The 24,128-nt window shown below is 60.9% G+C and carries 11 protein-coding genes and 1 pseudogene; 6 read left to right on the top strand and 6 right to left on the bottom strand.

Annotated features, from left to right (window positions below; all coding sequences use genetic code 11):
- Window positions 1-34 precede the first annotated feature (34 nt).
- Both UB23_RS30925 and UB23_RS30920 read left to right on the top strand, forming a co-directional pair.
- Window positions 35-1,108: pseudogene (locus UB23_RS30925) on the top strand (HAMP domain-containing protein); the annotation flags it as partial.
- An 18-nt stretch (window positions 1,109-1,126) separates the two neighbouring features.
- Entirely contained in the window at window positions 1,127-1,972 is an 846-nt protein-coding gene (locus tag UB23_RS30920) for a methyl-accepting chemotaxis protein (RefSeq protein WP_442963641.1), read from the top strand.
- Between the two features lie 147 nt (window positions 1,973-2,119).
- Here UB23_RS30920 and UB23_RS24860 read toward each other — a convergent pair whose 3' ends face one another.
- Window positions 2,120-3,922, bottom strand: coding sequence for an acyl-CoA dehydrogenase (locus UB23_RS24860; protein WP_045061900.1), 1,803 nt, complete (start codon window positions 3,920-3,922; stop codon window positions 2,120-2,122).
- 213 nt (window positions 3,923-4,135) lie between these two features.
- Window positions 4,136-8,086 (bottom strand): trifunctional transcriptional regulator/proline dehydrogenase/L-glutamate gamma-semialdehyde dehydrogenase, encoded by a 3,951-nt coding sequence (gene putA / locus UB23_RS24855; protein WP_045061899.1) that lies wholly within the window; start codon window positions 8,084-8,086, stop codon window positions 4,136-4,138.
- Between the two features lie 463 nt (window positions 8,087-8,549).
- Between putA and putP the strand changes: the two genes are divergently transcribed.
- Together putP and UB23_RS24845 are read left to right on the top strand one after the other, a co-directional pair.
- The gene (gene putP / locus UB23_RS24850) at window positions 8,550-10,034 is read left to right on the top strand and encodes a sodium/proline symporter PutP (protein ID WP_045061898.1); all 1,485 of its coding nucleotides are present in this window, start codon (window positions 8,550-8,552) and stop codon (window positions 10,032-10,034) included.
- A gap of 178 nt (window positions 10,035-10,212) precedes the next feature.
- Window positions 10,213-11,049, top strand: a complete 837-nt coding sequence (locus UB23_RS24845) for a 23S rRNA (adenine(2030)-N(6))-methyltransferase RlmJ (protein WP_045061897.1) — start codon at window positions 10,213-10,215, stop codon at window positions 11,047-11,049.
- A 138-nt stretch (window positions 11,050-11,187) separates the two neighbouring features.
- On the opposite strand, the gene msrA is transcribed toward UB23_RS24845, so the two are convergent.
- From msrA to aceE, 4 genes are all read right to left on the bottom strand, one after another.
- A complete protein-coding gene (msrA, locus tag UB23_RS24840) occupies window positions 11,188-11,835 on the bottom strand; it encodes a peptide-methionine (S)-S-oxide reductase MsrA (RefSeq protein WP_045061896.1) in 648 nt (215 codons plus the stop codon).
- 175 nt (window positions 11,836-12,010) lie between these two features.
- Window positions 12,011-14,704 (bottom strand): sensor domain-containing phosphodiesterase, encoded by a 2,694-nt coding sequence (locus tag UB23_RS24835; protein WP_045061895.1) that lies wholly within the window; start codon window positions 14,702-14,704, stop codon window positions 12,011-12,013.
- A 399-nt stretch (window positions 14,705-15,103) separates the two neighbouring features.
- On the bottom strand, window positions 15,104-17,062 hold the full coding sequence (gene aceF / locus UB23_RS24830; RefSeq protein ID WP_045061894.1) for a dihydrolipoyllysine-residue acetyltransferase: 1,959 nt from the start codon (window positions 17,060-17,062) through the stop codon (window positions 15,104-15,106).
- Between the two features lie 11 nt (window positions 17,063-17,073).
- Window positions 17,074-19,719: a pyruvate dehydrogenase (acetyl-transferring), homodimeric type gene (gene aceE, locus UB23_RS24825; protein WP_045061893.1), complete on the bottom strand. Its 2,646-nt coding sequence runs from the start codon at window positions 19,717-19,719 to the stop codon at window positions 17,074-17,076.
- 384 nt (window positions 19,720-20,103) lie between these two features.
- Here aceE and glnE point away from each other — a divergent pair, with 384 nt between their 5' ends.
- Together glnE and waaF are read left to right on the top strand one after the other, a co-directional pair.
- Window positions 20,104-23,043, top strand: coding sequence for a bifunctional [glutamate--ammonia ligase]-adenylyl-L-tyrosine phosphorylase/[glutamate--ammonia-ligase] adenylyltransferase (glnE, locus tag UB23_RS24820; protein ID WP_045061892.1), 2,940 nt, complete (start codon window positions 20,104-20,106; stop codon window positions 23,041-23,043).
- 50 nt (window positions 23,044-23,093) lie between these two features.
- Window positions 23,094-24,128, top strand: coding sequence for a lipopolysaccharide heptosyltransferase II (waaF, locus tag UB23_RS24815; protein WP_045061891.1), 1,035 nt, complete (start codon window positions 23,094-23,096; stop codon window positions 24,126-24,128).

The following is a 24,128-nucleotide window of genomic DNA, read 5'->3' as shown; positions in this document are numbered from 1 at the left end:
AGTGTTCCAGCCTCTTATTCTTTGGGGGTGCTCCATGCAGTTCTGGCGTCGCAGTATTCAATGGCAACTGATCCTGAGCATGGGTACCGCCCTGCTGGTCAGCGTGCTGATCGTGGTTGGCATTTATACCCTCGTGGTCAATCGTCTGGCCCAGAGTTATCTGGTCGAACAGGCGCTGCCGTCCAGCATCGAAGCGATGCGCAACGACATCGAACGCATCCTTGTTCAACCGCTCACTGCCGCCAAGGACATCGCCAGCAACAGCATGGTGCGCGACTGGCTGGCGGGGGGCGAAAACAGTGCCCAGGCGCCGGGTTTTGTCAGCTACCTGGAAGGTATTCGCGCCGAGCACAAGGCCTTCACTGCATTGATAGTGGGCACCGGGTCCAGCCACTACTACACCGAGAAGGGCCTGGACCGCACGCTCAGCCGTGCCAACCCCAAGGACGCCTGGTTCTACTCATTTCTGGACAGCGATCAGCCGCGCACGCTCAATATCGACAATGACACCGCGACAGGAGAGCTGGCGCTGTTCATCGACCTCAAGGTCGAGCAGGCCGGTAAAGTCGTGGGCGTTGCAGGGCTTGGCCTGAGCATGAAGGAGCTTTCCGGGCTGATCCACAACTACAGCTTTGGTGCGCGCGGCAAGGTCTACCTGGTGCGTTCTGACGGCTTGATCCAAGTCCATCCCGAAGCTCGGTTCAGTGGCAAACGCACACTGTCCGAGCAGATGGGTGAGGCAGCCGCCCGGTCCGTCATGGGTCAAACAACTGCCACCAGCACTAACTTCATGCGCGAAGACGAAGATTTTCTGGCACTGAGCCTGCCCTTGAGGGATTTGGGCTGGACGCTGGTGGCCGAAGTGCCACAGTCGCAGATCTACGCTGAAGCCCGCCGTGCCATGTGGATGAGTGGCGGCATTGGTCTCGCCGTCGCCCTGGTATGCCTGCTGTTGGTGGTGTTGCTGGCCCGTGGCCTGGTGCGGCCGATCCGCCAGGTAACAGCGGCGCTGGTTGCCATCGGTAGCGGTGGTGGAGATTTGACTCACCGTCTGGACTCCAGCCGGGCCGATGAGCTCGGTGATCTGGCGCGGGGCTTCAATCGCTTCCTGGACAGCCAGCGCGACATGATCGGCGAGGTGCTGACGACCAGCGAGCGCCTGCGCACAGCTGTAGGTCAGGTTGCCAGGGTCGTGGACAATACCGCCGAGCGTTCCGGCCGCCAGCAGGAAATGACCGACATGGTCGCCACTGCCGTGCATGAGATGGGCCTGACCGTACAGGAAATCGCGCAGAACGCCGGTAACGCTGCCGTTGCGTCGCAAAGTGCACGGGACGAGGCGATGCAGGCGCGGGAAGTGGTGGGCGGGTCCATTCGTCATATCGAGAGCATGTCCGACGAAATTGGCCTCGCCGCGGCAGCTGTGGGTGAGCTGGCGCATCAGGTAGGGTCTATCGATCAGGTGTTGGCGGTGATTCGCGGGATTTCCGAGCAAACTAATCTGTTGGCGCTCAATGCGGCGATTGAAGCGGCTCGCGCTGGCGATATGGGGCGAGGGTTTGCGGTGGTGGCGGATGAGGTGCGCACGTTGGCCCGACGCACGCAGACGTCCACCGATGAGATCCAGCAGATGATCGGCAGCCTCAAGCAAGGCGCGGAGAATGCGGTGTCTTCGATGCATTCCGGACAGGCGGCCACCGGTACCGGCGTTGAGTCCAGCCAGCGTACCGGGGCCTCACTGACCGCCATTACTGGTCAGGTAGAACGAATCAGCGACATGAACCATCAGGTGGCGACGGCGACCGAAGAGCAGTCGGCGGTGACTGAAGAGATCAACCGCAACGTACAGGGCATTTCCGACCTGGCGCGGGCGACAGCGGGGGAGGTCAGGGCTTGCCGTGAGGATTGCCAGACGTTGCAGCGGTTGGCGGATGATCTGGCGCGGCAGATGGGCAGTTTCAAGCTGAGCTGATTAAGGCGGTGACTGGGTCGACGCCATCGCGGGCAAGCCCGCTCCCACAGGAATCTGTGTTGTTCACGGAGAGTGTGTTCAACACACAGATCCCATGGGAGCGGGCTTGCCCGCGATTGGATTTGAGCAGCACTACTTCGGCTTTGGTTAAAACCACTCATCCTGCATCCCAAGACAAACATCATCCCGGGTCTCAAGAATCGCCAGCTCATGGTGGCAGCCCGGCACTTCCCAAGTGAGGAAATACCGCGCCGCCTGCAACTTGCCTTTATAGAAGCTGACATCCGCCGCATCGCCCCTGGCCAACCCTTCCTCGGCGCGAATCGCCTGTTCCAGCCAGCGCCAGCCGATCACCGTGTGCCCGAACACTTTCAGGTACAGGGCAGAGTTGGCCAGGCTGCTGTTGACCCTGCCTTGACCCAGGTCGGTCAGCAGGCCAATGGTCACGGTTTGCAGGCGCGCCACCAGCTTCTCCAGCGGTTCACGCAGCGGCGTTAACGACTCGTATGCCTGAGCACGCTCGGCCGTGTTGGCGATCAGGCGGATCAATTGCTTGAGCCCCGCACCACCGTTCTGCCCCAGCTTGCGCCCCAGTAGATCCAGCGACTGAATACCATGAGTGCCTTCGTGGATCGGATTCAAACGGTTATCGCGGTAGTACTGCTCCACCGGGTATTCGCGGGTGTAACCGTGACCGCCGAGGATCTGGATCGCCAGTTCATTGGCCTTGAGGCAGAACTCCGACGGCCAGGATTTGACGATTGGCGTCAGCAGGTCCAGCAGTTCATGAGCCTGCTTGCGCTCGCTTTCAGTCTCAAGCGTGGTGGTGTCATCAAACAACCGCGCCGCGTACAACCCGAGGTCGAAAGAGCCTTCCACATACGCCTTCTGCGTCAGCAACATGCGCTTGACGTCGGCGTGCTGGATGATCGCCACTGGTGCGGTATTTGGATCCTTGCTGTCGGGCACCCGGCCCTGTGGCCGCTCGCGCGCATATTCCAGCGAGTACAGATAGCCGGCGTAGCCGAGCATGACGGCGCCCATGCCGACGCCGATCCGCGCTTCGTTCATCATCTGGAACATGTAGCTCAGGCCGTGGTGCGGTTTGCCCACCAGATATCCCACGCAGTCGCCGTTATCGCCGAAGTTGAGCGCCGTCGACGTAGTGCCGCGCCAGCCCATCTTGTGGAAGAGACCGGCCAGCAATACATCGTTGCGCTTGCCCAGGCTGCCGTCGTCGTTGACCATGAATTTGGGGACGATGAACAGCGAAATACCCTTCACCCCGGCCGGCGCGTCCGGCAGTTTGGCCAACACCATGTGCACGATGTTTTCCGATAGCGGGTGATCGCCGCCGGAAATGAAGATCTTGTTGCCCTTGAGCCGATAAGTGCCATCGGATGCAGGTTCGGCGCGGGTGCGAATATCCGACAGCGAGGAACCGGCATGGGGTTCGGTCAACGCCATGGTGCCGAAGAAACGGCCGTCGATCATCGGCTGCAGGAAACGCCGCTTTTGCTCCTCGGTGCCGAAGCTTTCGATCAGGTTGGCTGCGCCCATGGTCAGGAACGGGTAAGAGGTTGAGGCCGCGTTGGCCGACTGGAAGTGCGCGAAGCAGGCCTGGGACAACAGCGTGGGCAATTGCATGCCACCGGCTTCGAAACTGCGCGCGGCATTGAGGAAACCGGCTTCGAGAAAAGCGTCCACTGCGGGCTTCACTTCCGGGATCAGAATCGCCTGGCCGTCCTCGTAACGGGGTTCGTTCTCGTCGCCCTTGCGGTTGTGCGGCGCGAAGAATTTTTCGGCAATACTGCGAGCGGTGCCCAGGGCGGCATCGAAGGTCTCACGATTGTGCTCGGCGAATCGCTCGCGCTGGGTCAGGCCTTCGGCATCGAGGACTTCGTACAGCTCGAAAGCCAGATTGCGGGAACTGAGCAACGTCTCGGACATGGCGGCCTACCTTTTTTGGAATGGGCCGAGTCTAGACGTGGGGAGGGCGGGGTGAACAGGAAGATTGATTCTGGTGATGGACAAGTAAAAGATCGCAGCCTTCGGCAGCTCCTACAGGGGATCGAATTTCTCTGCAGGAGCTGCCGAAGGCTGCGATCTTTTGATCTTGCTTCTAAACACCAGGCACCCCCAAAGGGTGCCCGGCTTCTCGGTTTAACCGATCGTCATCAGGCTGGCGTTACCACCTGCCGCAGCGGTGTTGACGCTCAACGCCCGCTCGATCACCAGGCGCTCCAGGGCAATGCTGGTTTCGCCCTGGGACAACCCATGAACGCCGACAATCGCACCTGCACGCTTGGCCACCTGCTGGCAGACCGCACGCAGCTGGTCGGAATGGCCGTGATGCAGAACCGCATCAAACACCACCTCGTCCTTGCTCCAGTCGGAAACCAGTTTGATGCGAGCCTGTACGTCCTTCGGCAGACGTGCGAACACCGCCTTGGTCAATTCGGCTTCCGGCCACACGGCCGAACCACCGACTGCCAGCACGGCAGCCAGTTGAGTCAGCAGGTCGCCTTCGACTTCCGCCAGGCACAGTACGTGTTCGCGCGGCAGGATGGCGTAGCTGTTGCGTTCGCCGGTCGGGCCCGCCAGAACACGGGTAATACCGCTCTGCGATTGCTTCGCGAACTGCACGCACAAGGTTGCCAGGTCGGCGAACTTGTTGCTGTCGGCCCAGGCTTTCAGGGCTGTCAGCGGCTTGCTCATGGCGTCACGCAGACGAACGTCCGGTGCTGCGAGAGCATCGCCCCGAGCGAAGGATTGTTCAATCGCGTCGGTAGGACGAGTCGACAGCAGGCGGTACAGGTACAGCGGACCACCGGCTTTCGGGCCAGTGCCCGACAGGCCTTCGCCGCCGAACGGTTGAACACCCACTACTGCGCCGACAATGTTGCGGTTGACGTAGACGTTACCGGCGTTGACGTTGTCGATCACTTTGGCGATGGTCTCGTCGATGCGCGTGTGCACGCCCAGGGTCAGGCCGTAGCCGGACGCATTGATCTGCCCGATCAACTGGTCGATGTCCTTGCGCTTGTAACGGACCACATGCAATACCGGGCCGAAGATCTCCCGTTGCAGCTCGTCGAAGCTTTCCAGCTCGATCAGGGTCGGCATCACGAAGGTGCCGCGTTTGACTTCTTCGCTGTTGGCGATCGCCACCTGGTAAACATTGCGCCCTTTGTCGCGCATGCCCTGGATGTGCTTCTCGATGCCAGCCTTGGCTTCGGCGTCGATCACCGGGCCGATGTCCACGGACAGGCGCTCCGGGTTACCAAGACGGCATTCCGCCATGGCGCCCTTGAGCATTTCGATCACGCGGTCGGCGGAATCTTCCTGCAGGCACAGCACGCGCAGAGCAGAGCAACGTTGACCGGCGCTGTCGAAGGCCGAGGAAACGACGTCTATGACCACCTGTTCGGTCAGTGCCGAGGAGTCGACGATCATCGCGTTCTGGCCGCCGGTTTCGGCGATCAGCGGGATCGGACGGCCCTGGGCATCCAGGCGACCCGCGACGTTGCGCTGCAGCAAGCGTGCGACTTCGGTGGAACCGGTGAACATCACGCCTTTGACCCGATCGTCGCCGACCAGGCGGGCACCCACGGTTTCGCCACGGCCTGGCAGCAACTGCAGAACGCCTTCAGGAATGCCGGCCTCCAACATCAGGCGCACGGCCTGGGCGGCCACCAGCGGAGTTTGCTCTGCAGGCTTGGCCAACACCGGGTTGCCGGCCGCCAGTGCTGCAGCGACCTGGCCGCTGAAGATCGCCAGCGGGAAGTTCCAGGGGCTGATGCAGACCACAGGACCCAGTGGGCGATGTGCGTCGTTGGTGAAATCGTTGCGCGCCTGTACCGCGTAGTAACGCAGGAAGTCCACGGCTTCACGCACTTCGGCGATGGCGTTGGCGAAAGTCTTGCCCGCTTCGCGGGCCAGCAGGCCCATCAGCGGCTGGATCTCGCCTTCCATCAAGTCGGCGGCACGTTCCAGAATGGCCGCACGTTCGGCGGGCGGGGTGGCCTGCCAGATCGGTGCGGCGTTCAGGGCGCACTGGATCGCGTTATCGACGTCTTCGACCGTCGCTTCCTGCACATGGCCGACCACGTCACGCAGATCCGAAGGGTTCAGGACAGGCGCAGGGGTTTCAGTGCTGGACGCGCAACCGAGCATCGGCGCGGCTTTCCAGTTGTTGTGAGCGGTGGCCAGCAGGGCACAGGACAGCGAGGCCAGGCGATGTTCGTTGGCCATGTCGATGCCGCTGGAGTTGGCGCGCTCGGCACCATACAGGTCACGCGGCAGCGGGATACGCGGGTGTGGCAGGCCGAAACCGCCTTCCAGCGTAGCCATCTGCTCGATGCTGGCTACCGGATCGGCCACCAGCTCCTGGATCGAGATTGACTGGTCGGCGATGCGGTTGACGAACGAGGTGTTCGCGCCGTTTTCCAGCAGGCGACGTACCAGGTACGCCAACAGTGTTTCGTGGGTGCCGACCGGTGCATACACACGGCACGGACGGTTCAGCTTGCCTTCGGAAACCTTGCCCACAACCTGCTCATACAGCGGTTCGCCCATGCCGTGCAGGCACTGGAATTCGTATTGACCCGGGTAATAGTTCTGCCCGGCGATGTGGTAAATGGCCGACAAGGTGTGGGCGTTGTGCGTGGCGAATTGCGGGTAGATGACTTCCGGCACCGACAGCAATTTGCGGGCGCAAGCGATGTAGGACACGTCGGTGTACACCTTGCGGGTGTAGACCGGGTAGCCTTCCAGGCCTTCGACCTGTGCGCGCTTGATTTCGCTGTCCCAGTACGCGCCTTTCACCAGGCGGATCATCAGGCGATGACGGCTGCGACGAGCCAGGTCGATCACGTAGTCGATCACGTAAGGGCAACGTTTCTGGTAAGCCTGGATCACGAAGCCGATGCCGTTCCAGCCGGTCAGTTGCGGCTCGAAGCACAGGCGCTCCAGCAGGTCCAGCGACAGCTCGAGGCGGTCGGCTTCTTCGGCATCGATGTTCAGGCCGATGTCGTACTGCTTGGCCAGCAAGGTCAGCGAAAGCAGGCGCGGGTACAGCTCTTCCATTACGCGCTCGTACTGTGCACGGCTGTAACGCGGGTGCAGTGCCGACAGCTTGATGGAGATGCCCGGACCTTCATAAATCCCACGACCGTGGGATGCTTTGCCGATCGAGTGGATGGCTTGTTCGTACGACGCCAGGTATTTCTGCGCGTCGTGCTCGGTGAGCGCGGCTTCACCGAGCATGTCGTAGGAGTAGCGGAAGCCCTTGGCTTCGAACTTGCTCGCATTGGCCAGGGCTTCAGCAATGGTTTCGCCGGTGACGAACTGCTCGCCCATCAGGCGCATGGCCATGTCGACGCCCTTGCGGATCATCGGCTCGCCGCTCTTGCCGATGATGCGGCTCAGGGACGAAGTCAGGCCGGCTTCATTATGGGTGGAGACCAGTTTGCCGGTCAGCAGCAAGCCCCAGGTGGCAGCGTTAACGAACAGCGAAGGGCTGTTGCCAAGGTGCGGGTGCCAGTTGCCAGTGCTGATCTTGTCGCGGATCAGTGCGTCGCGTGTGCCTTTGTCCGGGATACGCAGTAGCGCTTCGGCCAGGCACATCAGTGCCACGCCTTCCTGGGAAGACAGGGAAAATTCCTGCAGCAGGCCCTGGACAATCCCGGCCCGGCCGCCGGCGCTCTTCTGGTTGCGCAGTTTTTCCGCAATCGAGGCGGCGAGTTTGTTGGTGGCTTCGGCCATGCTCGCTGGCAGGCGAGCCTGCTCGATCAGCATCGGCACGACTTCTGGCTCAGGGCGGCGGTAGGCGGCAGTGATCGAGGCGCGCAGTACCGATTGCGGCAGGATGCTTTCAGCAAATTCCAGGAAGCACTGATGAGCATGATCCAGAGGCGCATCGACAGAGTCGTCGGAATCCTTGGTCAAGCCGTTCAGTTCGGTCAGGGTTGCACCACCCTCGAGTTTCTCCAGGTAATTGAAGATGGCCTGCTTGATCAGCCAGTGCGGCGTGCGATCAATCGAGGTCGCGGCAGCCTTCAGGCGATCGCGGGTCGGGTCGTCAAGTTTGACCCCAAGAGTGGTGGTAGCCATATTTTTATCCTCATGTTTGCCACAACTGCGTGGCATCAGCTGGCGGCAAGATTAGCCCTGCGCTGATCGAGGTGCAACCGGGTGCAACCCTTTTTTTGTCGGAATTACAGGCAGTTCGTCAGGAAATAAATTCCGGTACGAAGGTACCGCTCCTGCTTGGTGCTTTTACTTATAGCAATCGTTGAAAACCGCCCTAAAAGGGAGCAAGAAACGGCATTTGGCAAATAATTCCGACTAGGTGCAACTTATTCGCTAGAAACAGGTTGCACCTTATTTGCTTTGTTGAATAGCATTCGCGGCGAAGGTGCAACCGGCTCCAAAGTCAGGTGTGCCGGCTGATGGCTTTCCTGGGGAAACATCAGTCATAAATGCGCGGGATACACAATCGTCTGTCAAACGTCGTCGTTTGCGAGCGGTTAGCCAAAACCGCCGCTACATAAAAACAAAGCCAGGGCGTAACTTAATGAGCGTTAGCAATCCAACCCTGATCACGTTCGTGATCTACATCGCAGCAATGGTGCTGATCGGCTTAATGGCCTATCGCTCCACCAACAACCTTTCCGACTACATTCTGGGCGGTCGTAGCCTGGGCAGCGTGGTAACCGCATTGTCCGCCGGCGCCTCCGATATGAGCGGTTGGTTGCTGATGGGCCTGCCGGGCGCTATCTACATGTCCGGTCTCTCCGAAAGCTGGATCGCCATCGGGCTGATCATCGGTGCCTACCTGAACTGGCTGTTCGTCGCCGGCCGTCTGCGTGTGCAGACCGAGCACAACGGCGATGCGCTGACCCTGCCGGATTACTTCTCCAGCCGTTTTGAAGACAAAAGCGGCCTGCTGCGGATTATCTCGGCGGTTGTGATCCTGGTGTTCTTCACTATCTATTGCGCGTCCGGCATCGTGGCTGGCGCCCGTCTGTTCGAAAGCACCTTCGGCATGTCCTACGAGACTGCGCTGTGGGCCGGTGCTGCGGCGACTATTGCCTACACTTTCGTGGGTGGTTTCCTGGCAGTGAGCTGGACCGACACCGTGCAAGCCACGTTGATGATCTTTGCCCTGTTGCTGACGCCAATCATCGTGCTGCTGGCCACCGGCGGCGTCGACACCACGTTCCTGGCTATCGAAGCGCAAGATCCAAGCAACTTCGACATGCTGAAAAACACCACCTTCATCGGCATCATCTCGCTGATGGGCTGGGGCCTGGGCTACTTCGGCCAGCCGCACATCCTCGCGCGTTTCATGGCGGCGGATTCGGTCAAGTCGATCGCCAAGGCGCGTCGCATCTCCATGGCCTGGATGATCCTGTGCCTGGGTGGCACCGTGGCTGTCGGTTTCTTCGGCATTGCGTACTTCGCTGCGCACCCTGAAGTGGCCGGTCCCGTGACCGAAAACCCAGAGCGCGTGTTCATCGAGCTGGCGAAAATCCTCTTCAACCCATGGGTCGCCGGTGTACTGCTGTCGGCCATTCTCGCGGCTGTGATGAGCACCCTGAGCTGCCAGCTGCTGGTGTGCTCGAGCGCCCTGACCGAAGACTTCTACAAGACCTTCCTGCGTAAATCCGCTTCCCAGGTCGAGCTGGTCTGGGTCGGCCGCGCCATGGTGCTGCTGGTTGCCCTGATCGCCATCGCGATGGCCGCCAACCCGGAAAACCGCGTACTGGGCCTGGTGAGCTACGCCTGGGCAGGTTTTGGAGCTGCGTTCGGTCCGGTTGTGCTGATTTCCGTGATCTGGAAAGACATGACCCGCAACGGCGCGCTGGCCGGTATCCTGGTTGGCGCGATCACTGTGATCGTGTGGAAGCACTTCGAACTGCTGGGCCTGTACGAAATCATCCCGGGCTTTATCTTCGCCAGCCTGGCGATCTACATCGTCAGCAAGCTCGGCGCACCGACGGCAGGCATGCTGCAGCGCTTCGCCGCAGCCGAGGCAGATTTCCGCCTGAACAAGTAATGCGATGAGCTGATGCTCTGAGCCTTTGCCGAACACGAAAACGGCCCGCTTCCTCTGGAGGTGGGCCGTTTTTTTATGCCCCCGAGGCGCGAAATGGTCGCGCTCAGCCCGCTCGGCCGCGAAGCCCTGACGTTACGCTCGGTACAGGGTAAACTTGCCGGCCTGCGCAGGAGCAATCATGAATTATCGTCACGCCTTCCATGCCGGCAATCACGCCGACGTGTTCAAACACCTGACCTTGACCCGCCTCATCGCCCTGATGTCGCGCAAGGAGCAGCCGTTTGCCTATCTCGATACCCACGCCGGTATCGGCCTGTATGACCTGCAGGGTGATCAGGCCAGCCGAACCGGCGAGTACCTTGAAGGCATTGCGCGTCTTTGGGATCAACCGGACTTGCCGGCATTGACCGCCGATTACATGAAGGTGTTGCATGACATGAACCCGGATGGCCAGTTGCGCTATTACCCGGGATCGCCGGAACTGGCGCGGCGTCTTACGCGACCGCAGGATCGGGTGATGCTCAACGAGAAGCACCCCGAGGATGGCCTGTTGCTTAAGGACAACATGGCCGGCGATCGACGGGTCAAAGTGCACCTGGGCGAGGGCTGGCATGTGCCTAGGGCGATGTTGCCGGTGCAGGAGAAGCGTGCGGTGATGTTGATCGACCCGCCGTTCGAGCAGCTGGATGAGATGCAGCGCTGTGCGGCGTCGCTGAAAGAGGCTATCGGCCGAATGCGCCAGACGGTGGCGGCGATCTGGTATCCGGTCAAGGACCAGCGCATGTTGCGGCGCTTCTATCAAGACCTTGCAGGCACCGGCGCGCCGAAGTTGTTACGGGTAGAGTTGCTGGTGCATCCACTGGATACGCCGAACAGCTTGAACGGCTCCGGGCTGGCGATTGCCAATCCGCCGTGGGGGCTTGAGGAGGAGTTGCGCGAGTTACTGCCGTGGTTGTCGCAAAAGCTTGGGCAGACCCAGGGCGGGTGGCAGATGGATTGGTTGATCGCCGAATAATAGCGGCGATCAAACACCCGTGTAGGAGCGAGCTTGCTCGCGAGAAGCCAGTGAGCACTGCGGGGTATCAGGTTTCCCGCGTTATCGTTGACGACCATCGCCAGCAAGCTGGCTCCTGCAGGGGGAAGCGGTGTCCGATCAGATCGGGCAAGTCACGCCAGTGCCGCCGATCCCGCAATACCCTTCAGGGTTTTTCGCCAGGTACTGCTGGTGATACGCCTCGGCGAAATAGACCGTCGGTGCTTCTTCGATTTCGGTGGTAATGGTGCCTTTACCGGCTTTGGTCAGCTCAGCCTGGAACACTTTTGCGCTGGCCTTGGCCGCTTCCAGTTGAGTCGGGTTGGTCGCATAGATCACCGAGCGATACTGCGTGCCGATGTCGTTGCCCTGGCGCATGCCTTGAGTCGGGTTGTGCAGCTCCCAGAACATTTTCAGCAGCGCTTCGTAGCTGACCTTCGCCGGCTCGTAGACCACCAAAACCACTTCGCTGTGGCCAGTCAGGCCTGAGCAGACCTCTTCGTACGTCGGATTGGGTGTGAAGCCGCCGGCGTAACCGACCACCGTACTGACCACGCCTTCGCGCTGCCAGAATTTGCGTTCCGCACCCCAGAAGCAGCCCAGGCCGAAGATCGCGAAATCCACGTCGGTGACGAACGGGCCCAGCAGCGGCGCGTCGTGGACGAAATGTTTCTCCGGCAGGGACATAGGGGTTTCGCGGCCAGGCAGAGCTTGTTCTTTAGTTGGGAGCACGTTTTTATTCACCAGTATTTCCGAGCGCAGAACCATGATCAGTCCTCTCAGTCAGGTTGGATGTAAATAGGTAGACCACCAGTGTGCCCAATGATGCCCGTTAACGCACTACCCCTGTAGGAGTGAGCCTGCTCGCAGTACGGTACGTCAATGACGTGGATGCTGGCTGACACGACGCTATCGCCAGCAGGCTGGCTCCCGCATGGGCGTCTCAGGCAATCGGGCCGCGCGGATAGCGTTTGAGCTTCTCGATCAGCTCGCTGCCCGGGATTGGCCGGTCGAACAGGTAGCCCTGGCCGACGTCGCAGCGGTGGCGGCGCAGGAAGGCCAGCTGCTCGGCGGTCTCTATGCCTTCGGCTACTACTTTGAGCTTCAGGTTGTGGGCCATGGCGATCACTGCGGAGGTGATTTCCATGTCGTCCTGGTTGTCCGGGATTTCGTGGATGAAGCTTCGATCGATCTTGATAATATCGATCGGGAATTTTTTCAGGTAGCTGAGCGACGAATAGCCGGTGCCGAAGTCATCCATGGCCAGGGTCAGGCCCAGGCGCTTGAGCTGGTCGAGTTGCAAGTGCGTGTCTTCGGTCGCTTCGAGCAGCAGGCCTTCCGTCAGTTCCAGCTCCAGCAGGTTGGGCGGTAGCGCTTCTTCCTTGAGGATATTGGCGATGGATGCCACCAGGTCCGGGTCGGAGAACTGTTTGGGCGACAGGTTGATCGCCACCTGCAAATTGCCCAGGCCGGCGGCAGTCAGGTCTTTGCTCATGCGGCAGGCCTGGCGTGCGATCCATTTGCCGATCGGGATGATCAGGCCGGTTTCCTCGGCGACGCTGATGAACTGGTCGGGGCGGATCATGCCCTTGTCTGGATGGTTCCAGCGCAGCAGCGCTTCCATGCCCAGCAGGCGCCCACTGCGCAGGCACAGCTTGGGCTGGTAGAACACGTCCAGTTCATTCTGGGTCAGGGCGCGACGCAGGTTGTTCTCGACGAACAGTTTGTAGCTGGCCTCGGCATTCAATGCCTCGGTGAACACCTGAACCTGATGCTTGCCGTTGGCCTTGGCCTTGTGCAGCGCCAGGCCAGCGTTGCGCATCAGCGTCTGCGGGTCGCGGCCATGCAGTGGCGCGCACGCCAGGCCCACGGAGCCGGTGACGCTGATCAGCTGGTTGTCGACGAACATTGGCTTGTCGAGCGTCGCCAGCAGCTGGTTGGCGACCTGTTGGCCGGTGCAGAGGTCGGTGTTGTCCAGCAACACGGCGAATTCGTTGCTGGCAAAGCGCGCCAGGCTGCCGCTGGGGCTCAGGCTGTTGCGCAGGCGGCGGGCGAGGCTGATCAGCAGCTTGTCGCCGGTCTGGTGGCCGAGGCTGTCGTTGATCCGCTTGAAGTTGTCGATGTCCACCAGCAGCAGGCTGATGGGCGTATCGGTATCCCGGGCGAAGCGTTCGTCGAGGTTGCGGATGAAGGCGGGTCGATTGCCCAGGTTGGTCAGGTTGTCGGTGTAGGCGAGACGTTCGATTCGCTGCTGGGCGAGTTTGCTCTGGGTGATGTCTTCGTAAATGCCAATGTAATGCGTCAGCTCGCGGTTGTCGCCGTACACCTTGGAGATCGACAACTGGCCCCAGTAGGGTTCGAGGTTCTTGCGTCGGCTTTTGAATTCGCCCTGCCAGCTGTTGCTCTTGGCCAGCGCTGAAGTCGCGTCAAACAGCAATTCACTGAGGTTTTCCAGGGCCGGCAGTTGGGACAGTTGCTGGCCGTGAACCTCCTCGGTGCTGTACTGGGTGATCGCGGTAAAGCTGGGGTTGACGTACTCCACGATGCCATCGCAATTGACCAGCAGAAAGGCGTTCGCGCTCTGCTCGACTGCCCGCTGGAACAGGTGCAGGGCACTGGTGGCGGTGCGGCGGTTGTGATTGCTGATCACTTGGGCAAACTGGTCCGCCAGCTCGCCGGCAAAAGCTATTTCGTCCGACTGCCAGGCGCGGGCGGTGGCATTCTGCTCTAGGCATAGCACCCCGACCACTTGGCCGTCGACCCGAACGCTGGCATCGAGCATGGCGATGACATCCCGTGGTTGCAGGCATTCGACCAGCTCGCGGGTGCGCGGGTCGCGCATGACATTGTGGGCGTCGATGGCGCGGCCGGTGTGCAGGGCTTCCAGATAGTCAGGGAAACCACTGACATCGATCGGGTCTGGCAGTTGATGCTTCTGGCTCGCGCGGTGATAGGCCGAGATCGGTACCAGCATCGCCCCCTCAAGGTTCCACAGGCTAGCGCAATCGACCTCGTACATATCACAGGCGCTGCGGGTGATCAGCTCGGCGGCTTCCAGCAGGGAGTTGATGCTGGTGTAGCGCTGACGCGTCAGCAGAAGGATCAAGTCTTGCTGCGCACGCACTCGTTCCAGGTGCATCAGCTGTTCCTGCTGGGTGCGCTGGTTGAGTTCAAGGGCGATTTGCAGGCGCGAGTTCTGGGTTTCCAGGTCCAATGCGGCCAGTAGAGGGTTGCCTTCGAACAGTTCGTCCACCACCAGCAGGTAGCCGCGCAACAGCTGTCGGTTGTGCTGTTTGAATGCTTCGCCCAGCTCCAGCAGCTTCAAGGCGCCGGCGGGGGTGTGCAGGGTATAGCGGATCAGGTAACTGGAGGCTTCGGTGAGCTGCTGCTGAATCGCATCATGCAGCTGATGGCGCGCTTGCGGCTCCATCAGGCTGGCATAGGGCGAACTGATCAGGGAGCAGAGCTCAACCGCCGCCAGGCCAAATTGTCGTTCGCAGTTGGGGTCGAGAAACAGCATCGCCCAGCTGGCTTCATTCAGCCGCTCGAAACGCAGCATGCCGAGCCGCGAGGGCACAGGCAATTGCGTCACTACCTCGGCCGCCATACGGCTGGCGGCATCGGGTTGGCTTTTCATGAAGGGAGACTCGCTGCGAAAGTACTGGTCGCGCCGGGCTCGCGCCCTCTTTTCTGTTGCGTGTCGCAAGGTTGCATCATTGCGACACCGACTGACAAGAGAGATGGAGGCCAAGTGCTATAAGAATATGTCGGCAGGGATTGGGAATTCTGCAGTTGCGGGTCGAAAGTATTATTTTGGCCCTAAAGAATCGCAGCACCCAGGGCTGCGATCCGGGGGGCAGCGCAACGGAATATCGATTCTCTGCAACAGGTTGCCTGTTCTGCCCTGCTGCAGGAATTCGGTTAAAACATTCAGGCAAAAAAAAGCCCCGCCAAATTGGCGGGGTTGAGGTACGAGCGTGGCGCTCGGAAAACGCGAAACGCAACTGGCCCTCCCGGGAGGGAGGGCCAGTTGGTGTTACAGCAGGATGGTGCGGATATCGGCCAGCAGGTCGCTCAGGCGCTTGGTGAAGCGTGCAGCAGCGGCGCCGTTGATCACACGGTGATCGTAGGACAGCGACAGTGGCAGCATCAGTTTCGGCTGGAAGGCTTTGCCATCCCAGACCGGCTGGATGGTTGCCTTCGAGACACCGAGGATCGCCACTTCCGGCGCGTTGACGATCGGCGTGAAGCCGGTACCGCCAATGTGCCCGAGGCTGGAAATGGTGAAGCAGGCACCTTGCATGTCGTCAGCGGTGAGCTTCTTGTCGCGGGCTTTGGCAGCCAGCGCAGCCGCTTCAGCGGCAAGCTGCAGCAGGCTCTTCTGGTCAACGTTCTTGATGACCGGTACCAGCAGGCCTTCAGGGGTGTCGACCGCGAAGCCGATGTTCACGTACTTCTTGCGGATGATTGCCTTGCCGCTTGGCGCCAGCGAGCTGTTGAAGTCCGGCAGCTCCTTGAGCAGATGCGCGCAGGATTTGAGCAGCAGCGGCAGGATGGTCAGCTTGACGCCGGCTTTCTCTGCAACGGCTTTCTGGGCGATACGGAACGCTTCCAGGTCGGTGATATCAGCCGAATCGAACTGAGTCACGTGCGGGATGTTCAGCCAGCTGCGGTGCAGGCTGGAAGCGCCGATCTGCATCAGGCGAGTCATCGGCACTTCTTCGGTTTCACCGAAGCGGCTGAAGTCCACGACCGGAATCGGTGGAATGCCCGCGCCACCGGTTGCGCCGCCAGCAGCGGCCGGTGCTTCCTTGGCCTTCTGCATCATGGCTTTGACGTAAACCTGAACGTCTTCTTTCAGGATGCGACCGTGTGGACCGCTGGCGCCGACCGCGTTCAGCTCGACACCGAATTCACGGGCCAGTTGGCGAACAGCCGGGCCTGCGTGAACCTTGGCGCCCGGCTTGGCCGGGGCAGCAGCCGGTGCGGCAGGCGCAGTGGCAGCCGGAGCAGCGTCAGCCTTGGCGGCCGCAGGTGCAGGAGCCGGTGCGGCAGCGGCGGTTGCCGGGGCAGCAGCAGGCGCAGCGCCTTTGACCTTGAGCTTGAGGATCAGGTCGCCGGTACCAACCTCGTCATCCAGCTTGATGGAAATGCTTTCCACCACTCCGGCGGCAGGCGATGGGATTTCCATGCTTGCCTTGTCGGATTCCAGGGTGATCAGCGACTGGTCGGCGGTGACGGTGTCGCCGGCCTTGACCAGTACTTCGATGATCTTGGCTTTGCCCGACGAACCAATGTCCGGCACATGAATGTCCTGGACACTGTCGGCAACCGGTGCGGCCGGGGCAGCAGCAGGTGCAGCAGCGGCGGCAGGCGCAGCAGCCTGGGCCGGAGCGGCAGCAGCAGGCGCCGCAGCACCTGCCACTTCCAGATCCAGGATCAGGTCGCCGGTGCCCACTTCGTCATTGAGCTTGACGCTGATGCTCTTGACCACGCCAGCGGCAGGCGAAGGGATTTCCATGCTCGCCTTGTCGGACTCCAGGGTGATCAGCGACTGATCAGCCTCGACGGTGTCGCCGACTTTGACCTGGATCTCGATGATCTGGGCCTTGCCCGACGAACCGATGTCCGGCACATGCACTTGCTGTACGGAGGCAGCAGCAGGCGCCGCAGCAGGAGCGGCTGCAGCAGGAGCTGCCGCCGGTTTCTCTTCAGCCTTGGCCGCCGGCGCTGCGGCAGCCGCAGGTGCCGCAGCAGCGTCACCCTCGACTTCCAGCTCAAGCAGTTCGTCGCCTTCTTTCAGGCGGTCGCCCAGCTTCACCTTGAGGCTTTTGACGATGCCGGTCTTGGGAGCAGGAACTTCCATGCTCGCCTTGTCCGACTCAAGCGTCAGGATGCTCTGTTCGGCTTCGATACGGTCGCCGACCTTCACAAATAGTTCGATTACTTCACCTTCACCGCTGCCGATGTCAGGTACGCGAATGAGTTCGCTCACAGAGTGTCTCCTCAGCAGTCCAGTGGGTTGCGTTTTTCCGGGTTGATGCCGAACTTGGCGATGGCTTCAGCCACCACTTTAGGTTCGATATCACCACGGTCAGCCAATGCTTCCAGGGCTGCCAACACCACGAATTGACGATCGACTTCGAAGAAGTGACGCAGCTTCTTGCGGCTGTCACTGCGGCCGAAACCGTCGGTGCCCAGGACTTTGAATTCCTTGGACGGGACCCATTGGCGGATTTGCTCAGCGAACAGCTTCATGTAGTCGGTAGAGGCGATGACCGGACCTTTACGGCCGTTCAGGCATTCCTCGACGTAGCTCAGTTGCGGCTTCTGGCCCGGGTGCAGGCGGTTGCTGCGCTCTACGGCCAGACCATCGCGACGCAGTTCGTTGAAGCTGGTAACGCTCCAGACGTCAGCGCCGATGTTGAACTCTTCACGCAGGATCTTCGCTGCTTCACGGACTTCACGCAGGATGGTGCCGGAGCCCATCAGCTGAACGTGGTGCGCCGCTTCGCGGGTATCTTCTTCGAGCAGGTACATGCCCTTGATGATGCCTTCCTCGACACCAGCCGGCATGGCTGGTTGCTGGTAGGACTCGTTCATCACGGTGATGTAGTAGAAAACGTCCTGCTGCTCTTCGGTCATCTTCTTCATGCCGTCCTGGATGATCACCGCCAGCTCGTAGCCGTAGGTTGGATCAAAGGTGCGGCAGTTCGGGATGGTGGCAGCCAGGATGTGGCTGTGACCGTCTTCGTGTTGCAGGCCTTCGCCGTTCAGCGTGGTCCGCCCGGCGGTGCCGCCGATCAGGAAGCCACGGGTACGGCTGTCGCCGGCAGCCCAGGCCAGGTCGCCGATACGCTGGAAGCCGAACATCGAGTAGAAGATGTAGAACGGCAACATTGGCTGGTTGTGGCTGGAGTACGAAGTACCGGCAGCGATGAAGGAGCTCATGGCGCCCGCTTCGTTGATGCCTTCTTCGAGGATCTGGCCCTTCTTGTCTTCCTTGTAGAACATCACCTGGTCTTTATCGACTGGCTCGTAGAGCTGGCCGACGGAGGAGTAGATGCCCAATTGGCGGAACATGCCTTCCATACCGAAGGTACGGGCTTCGTCCGGGATGATCGGAACGATGCGCGGGCCGATTTCCTTGTCCTTGACCAGTTGCGCGAGGATCCGCACGAAGGCCATGGTGGTGGAGATTTCACGGTCGCCCGAGCCGTCGAGGATGGCCTTGAGGGTGCTGAGGTCCGGCGTCGGTATGCCGAAGCTCTGTGCGCGGCGCTGTGGCACGAAACCGCCCAGTGCAGTGCGACGCTCGCTGAGGTAGCGGGCTTCGGCGCTGTTCGGCTCCGGCTTGAAGAACGGCAGGTTTTCCAGTTCTTCGTCCTTGACCGGGATGTCGAAGCGGTCGCGGAACAACTTCAGGCTGTCGACATCGACTTTCTTGGTGTTGTGCGCAGTGTTCTTCGCTTCGCCAGCACCGGTGCCGTAACCCTTGATGGTCTTGGCCAGGATGACGGTAGGCTGTTCTTTGTGGTTGACCGCTTCGTGGTACGCCGCGTAGACCTTGTACGGGTCGTGGCCGCCACGGTTGAGTTTCCAGATCTCGTCGTCGGACAGATCAGCAACCATCGCCTTGAGTTCTGGCGAGTTGAAGAAGTGTTCACGTACGAACGCGCCGTCTTTGGCTTTGTAGTTCTGGTACTCGCCGTCGATGACTTCGTCCATGCGACGTTGCAGGATACCGTCGACGTCCTTGGCCAGCAGCGGGTCCCAGAAACGGCCCCAAATGACTTTGGTCACGTTCCACTGGGCACCACGGAACACGCCTTCGAGTTCCTGGATGATCTTGCCGTTGCCGCGAACCGGGCCGTCGAGGCGCTGCAGGTTGCAGTTGATGACGAAGATCAGGTTGTCGAGCTTCTCGCGGCCAGCCAGCGAGATCGCGCCCAGGGATTCCGGCTCGTCGCACTCGCCGTCGCCCAGGAAGCACCAGACTTTCTGCTTGCCTTCCGGAATAAAGCCACGAGCTTCCAGGTACTTCATGAAACGCGCCTGGTAGATCGCCTGGATCGGGCCCAGACCCATGGATACAGTCGGGAACTGCCAGAAATCAGGCATCAGCCAAGGGTGCGGGTAGGACGACAGGCCCTGGCCGTCCACTTCCTGGCGGAAATTGTTCATCTGGTCTTCGGTGATGCGGCCTTCCATGAACGCACGGGCGTAAACGCCTGGCGAGGTGTGGCCCTGGAAGTAGATCAGGTCGCCGCCGTGTTCGTCGGTCGGGGCCTGGAAAAAGTAGTTGAAGCCGATGTCGTACAGAGTCGCACTGGAAGCGAAGCTGGAGATGTGTCCGCCCAGGTCCGAATCTTTCAAATTCGTACGCATTACCATTGCCATCGCGTTCCAGCGTACCAACGAGCGAATGCGGCGTTCCATGAACAGGTCGCCAGGCATGCGTGCTTCGTGGGTGACGGGAATGGTGTTGCGGTATGGCGTGGTGATGGCGTAAGGCAACTGCGAACCGCTGCGGGTTGCAAGTTCGCCCATACGGGTCATCAGATAGTGGGCACGGTCTTCGCCTTCTTTGTCGAGAACCGATTCCAGGGCGTCCAGCCATTCCTGGGTTTCGACGGGATCGAGGTCTTGCATGGCTTGCTCCAGGGCGGAAAGGCTTCCAGAATCGGTTGCCTGAGTTTGCGACTGGCCTTGTGGGCAGACGATATAAATTCTTGGATTGCCGAGAGGTAGGTTCCGGCGGCGTGTAGTTTTACTACAAATCATCGAGCATTTCAGCATTCCGCATGTATATACGAGTAGTAAAACTACAGATGAGCGGCTTGTGGCCTCTGGCTGCGTTGTGAGAATAATCGTTAAGGTTGGTCTTTTGCCAACCGAAAAAGGTGAAAGCTTGATGATCGCTGCCAACATTAAAACAATTTTAGCTATTTCTAACCTTTGTTCGACAGTCGATCAGGTAGTGCCTTTTCGAAAATCACTACATGCAGCCCGTTCCACGCCGATCAAGGATAGACCATGAGCCTCCCTTCGCTTGCTGAACTGCCCGCCATTCTCCTGCCATTGGTCACCCGTGCCGAGCAGTCGTTCCGTGCTGGCGTCGAGGCGCTGGAGGATGATCATGGTCTGTCGGCATGGCCTCCCGAGCGATGGGCACAATTTGCCCGGGTGAGCGCCGCCAGCGACTTTGTGATTGAACAGTCGGTGCGTGACCCGTCGATGCTGCTGGAGCTGGTGCGGTCCGGGGAGCTGGACCGTAACTTTGCCCCGGGTGAGTTGTGCGCGCAGATTGCCGCAGCGGTGAACCAGGCCGAGACCGACGACGAACTCGGGCGAGCCTTGCGCCGCCAGCGCACCCGGCATCAGGTACGAATCATCTGGCGTGACCTGACGCGCCAGGCCGATCTGGTGCAGACCTGTCGCGATCTTTCGGACATGGCCGACGCCAGCATCGACCAGGCTTATCAATGGCTGTACGCACGCCATTGCCAGCAGTTCGGCGTGCCCACGGGGCGGCGCAGTGGAGAGCCGCAGCAGATGGTCATCCTTGGCATGGGAAAGCTCGGTGCGGTGGAGCTGAACCTGTCTTCGGACATCGACCTGATCTTCGCCTATCCCGAGGGCGGCGAAACAGTGGGCGTCAAACGCTCGCTGGATAACCAGGAGTTCTTCATTCGGTTGGGTCAGCGCCTGATCAAGGCGCTGGACCCGATGACGGTCGACGGTTTTGTCTTCCGCGTCGACATGCGCCTGCGGCCATACGGTTCGGCGGGTGCATTGGTGCTGAGCTTCAACGCGCTGGAGCAGTATTACCAGGATCAGGGCCGCGACTGGGAGCGCTACGCCATGATCAAGTCGCGGGTGGTGGCGGGTGATCAAGTCGCCGGTGCGCAACTGCAGGAGATGCTGCGCCCGTTCGTCTACCGGCGCTACCTGGACTTTTCGGCTATCGAAGCGCTGCGCACGATGAAGCAGCTGATCCAGCAGGAAGTGCGGCGCAAGGGCATGGCTGACAATATCAAGCTCGGCTCCGGTGGGATCCGTGAAGTGGAGTTTATCGCCCAGGCCTTCCAGCTGATCCACGGCGGCCGGGACTTGAGCCTGCAGCAGCGTCCCCTGTTGAAGGTGCTGAGCACTCTTGAAGGCCAGGGCTACCTGCCGCCGGCCGTGGTCAGCGAACTGCGTGAAGGTTACGAGTTCCTGCGTTACACCGAACATGCGATACAGGCGATTGCCGACCGCCAGACCCAGATGTTGCCCGATGGCGCGCAGGATCAGGCGCGTATTGCCTTTATGCTGGGTTTTGCCGACTGGCCCGCGTTCCATGAACAACTGATGTACTGGCGCAATCGGGTGGCCTGGCACTTCGGCCAGGTCATTGCCGACCCGGACGAAGAGGAAGGCACCGAAAGCGAAGTGGTGGTCGGCGGGGAATGGTTGCCGCTGTGGGAGGAAGCCCAGGATGAAGAGGCCGCCTGTCGGCAGCTGGAGGAGGGCGGGTTTGCTGATGCGACCAAGGCCCTGAAGGCACTCGCCAGTTTGCGCGGCAGCCCGCAGTTGCGTGCCATGCAGCGTCTCGGTCGGGAGCGGCTTGATGCCTTTATTCCACGGTTGCTGGCCCAGGCGGTGGAGCATGCCAACCCGGACCTGGTCCTGGAGCGGGTGCTGCCCTTGGTGGAGGCTGTCGCCCGTCGTTCGGCCTACCTGGTGTTGTTGACCGAAAACCCCGGGGCGCTGCGTCGGCTGTTGACTTTGTGTGCCGCGAGCCCTTGGATTGCCGAGCAGATCACGCGGTTTCCGCTGCTGCTCGACGAGCTGCTCAATGAAGGTCGCTTGTTCAAACCACCCCTGGCGCCAGAGCTGGCGGCGGAATTGCGCGAGCGCCTGACGCGCATTCCCGAGGACGATCTTGAGCAGCAGATGGAAGCCCTGCGGCATTTCAAACTGGCTCACCGGTTGCGGGTGGCTGCATCGGAAATTGCCGGCAGCCTGCCGCTGATGAAGGTCAGCGACTACCTGACCTGGCTGGCCGAGGCCATTCTGGAGCAAGTGCTGGCCCTGGCCTGGCGGCAGACGGTGGCCAAATATGGCACTCCGCTGCGCACCGACGGTACCTTGTGCGATCCCGGGTTCATCATTGTCGGTTATGGCAAAGTCGGCGGGCTGGAACTCGGGCATGGTTCGGACCTGGACCTGGTGTTTATTCATGACGGCGACCCGCAGGCGGAAACCGACGGGGCGAAATCCATCGATGGCGCGCAATTTTTCACCCGGCTGGGGCAGCGCATCATTCACTTGCTTACGACCCAGACCAACTCCGGCCAGCTCTATGAAGTGGATATGCGCCTGCGACCGTCCGGTGCCTCGGGGTTGCTGGTGAGTTCGCTTGGCGCGTTTTCGCGCTATCAGGAAAACGAAGCCTGGACCTGGGAACACCAGGCATTGGTGCGGGCGCGGGTGCTGGTAGGTAGCCAGGACGTCGGTCAGGCATTTGAGAAGGTGCGAGCCACGGTGCTGGGCAAGGCCAGGGACTTGCCAACCTTGCGCCAGGAGGTCAGCGAGATGCGTGCGAAGATGCGCGATAATCTTGGCAGCAAGAGTACGGCGGCCGGCACGGCGGCAAATGCCTTCGAGGCCACGGCGCCGTTCGATCTCAAGCAGGACGCCGGAGGTATCGTCGATATTGAATTTATGGTGCAATACGCGGCCCTGGCGTGGTCGCAGACGCACCCGTCATTGCTACGCTGGACCGACAACATCCGTATTCTGGAAGGGCTGGAAGAGGAAGGCTTGATGCCTGCCGCAGATGCCAGCCTGTTGCGCGAGGCCTATAAAGCCTACCGCTCCGCCGCCCACCGGCAGGCTTTGCAGAAGGATGCAGGAGTAATACCGGGCGATCAGTTCGTGGACGAACGACGGCAGGTATCGCGGATCTGGCGTGACCTGGGGCTAAGCTGATTCACGAGGCGGGGAGGCGTAGGCCTCCCCGGTTCGTTTTTGGAAACTACATGAAAATTCTGATCGTTGGGCCCAGTTGGGTCGGTGACATGGTGATGGCGCAGACACTCTTTCAGTGTCTCAAGCAACGCCACCCGCAATGCGAAATCGACGTCCTGGCCCCCGAGTGGAGCCGGCCGATCCTGGAGCGCATGCCCGAAGTCCGTCAGGCCTTGAGCTTTCCGCTCGGCCACGGCGCCTTGGAATTGGCTACACGGCGGCGCATCGGAAAATCCCTGGCTGGCCAGTACGACCAGGCGATCCTGCTGCCCAACTCGTTGAAGTCGGCGCTGGTGCCGTTCTTTGCCGGCATCGCGAAACGCACCGGCTGGCGCGGCGAATTCCGCTACGGCTTGCTCAATGACGTACGCACGCTGGATAAGGAACGTTATCCGCTGATGATCGAGCGGTTCATGGCCCTGGCCTTCGAGCCTGGCGTCGAGCTGCCAAAACCTTATCCACGCCCGACGCTGCAGATCGACCCGGTGTCCCGGGAAGCGGCGCTGGCCAAGTTCGGCCTGACCCTGGACCGTCCGGTGCTGGCGCTGTGCCCGGGTGCCGAGTTCGGCGAATCCAAGCGCTGGCCGTCCGAGCATTACGCCCAGGTTGCCGAAGCCAGGATTCGCGAGGGTTGGCAGGTGTGGCTGTTCGGTTCGAAAAACGATCACTCCGTTGGCGAGGACATCCGCGCCCGGCTGATCCCGGGCTTGCGTGAAGAGTCGGTGAACCTCAGCGGCGGGACGTCCCTGGCCGAGGCCATCGATTTGCTGTCCTGTGCCGACTCGGTGGTGTCCAACGATTCCGGCTTGATGCACGTGGCCGCTGCGTTGAACCGACCGCTGGTGGCCGTGTATGGCTCCACCTCGCCAGGGTTCACGCCACCCCTGGCCGAGCACGTCGAAATTGTCCGCCTGGGCATCGAATGCAGCCCCTGCTTTGACCGTACGTGCCGTTTCGGTCATTACAACTGCCTGCGCCAGCTTATGCCGCAAGCGGTGAACGAAGCCTTGCAGCGGTTGCAGGGCACTGTAGTCGAGGTCAAATAA

The sequence above is a fragment of the Pseudomonas sp. ES3-33 genome (genome assembly GCF_000952175.1).
Lineage (GTDB): Bacteria > Pseudomonadota > Gammaproteobacteria > Pseudomonadales > Pseudomonadaceae > Aquipseudomonas > Aquipseudomonas gregormendelii.
Note: the sequence above shows the minus strand (reverse complement) of the source record. Positions and strands in the feature narration are given on the sequence as shown.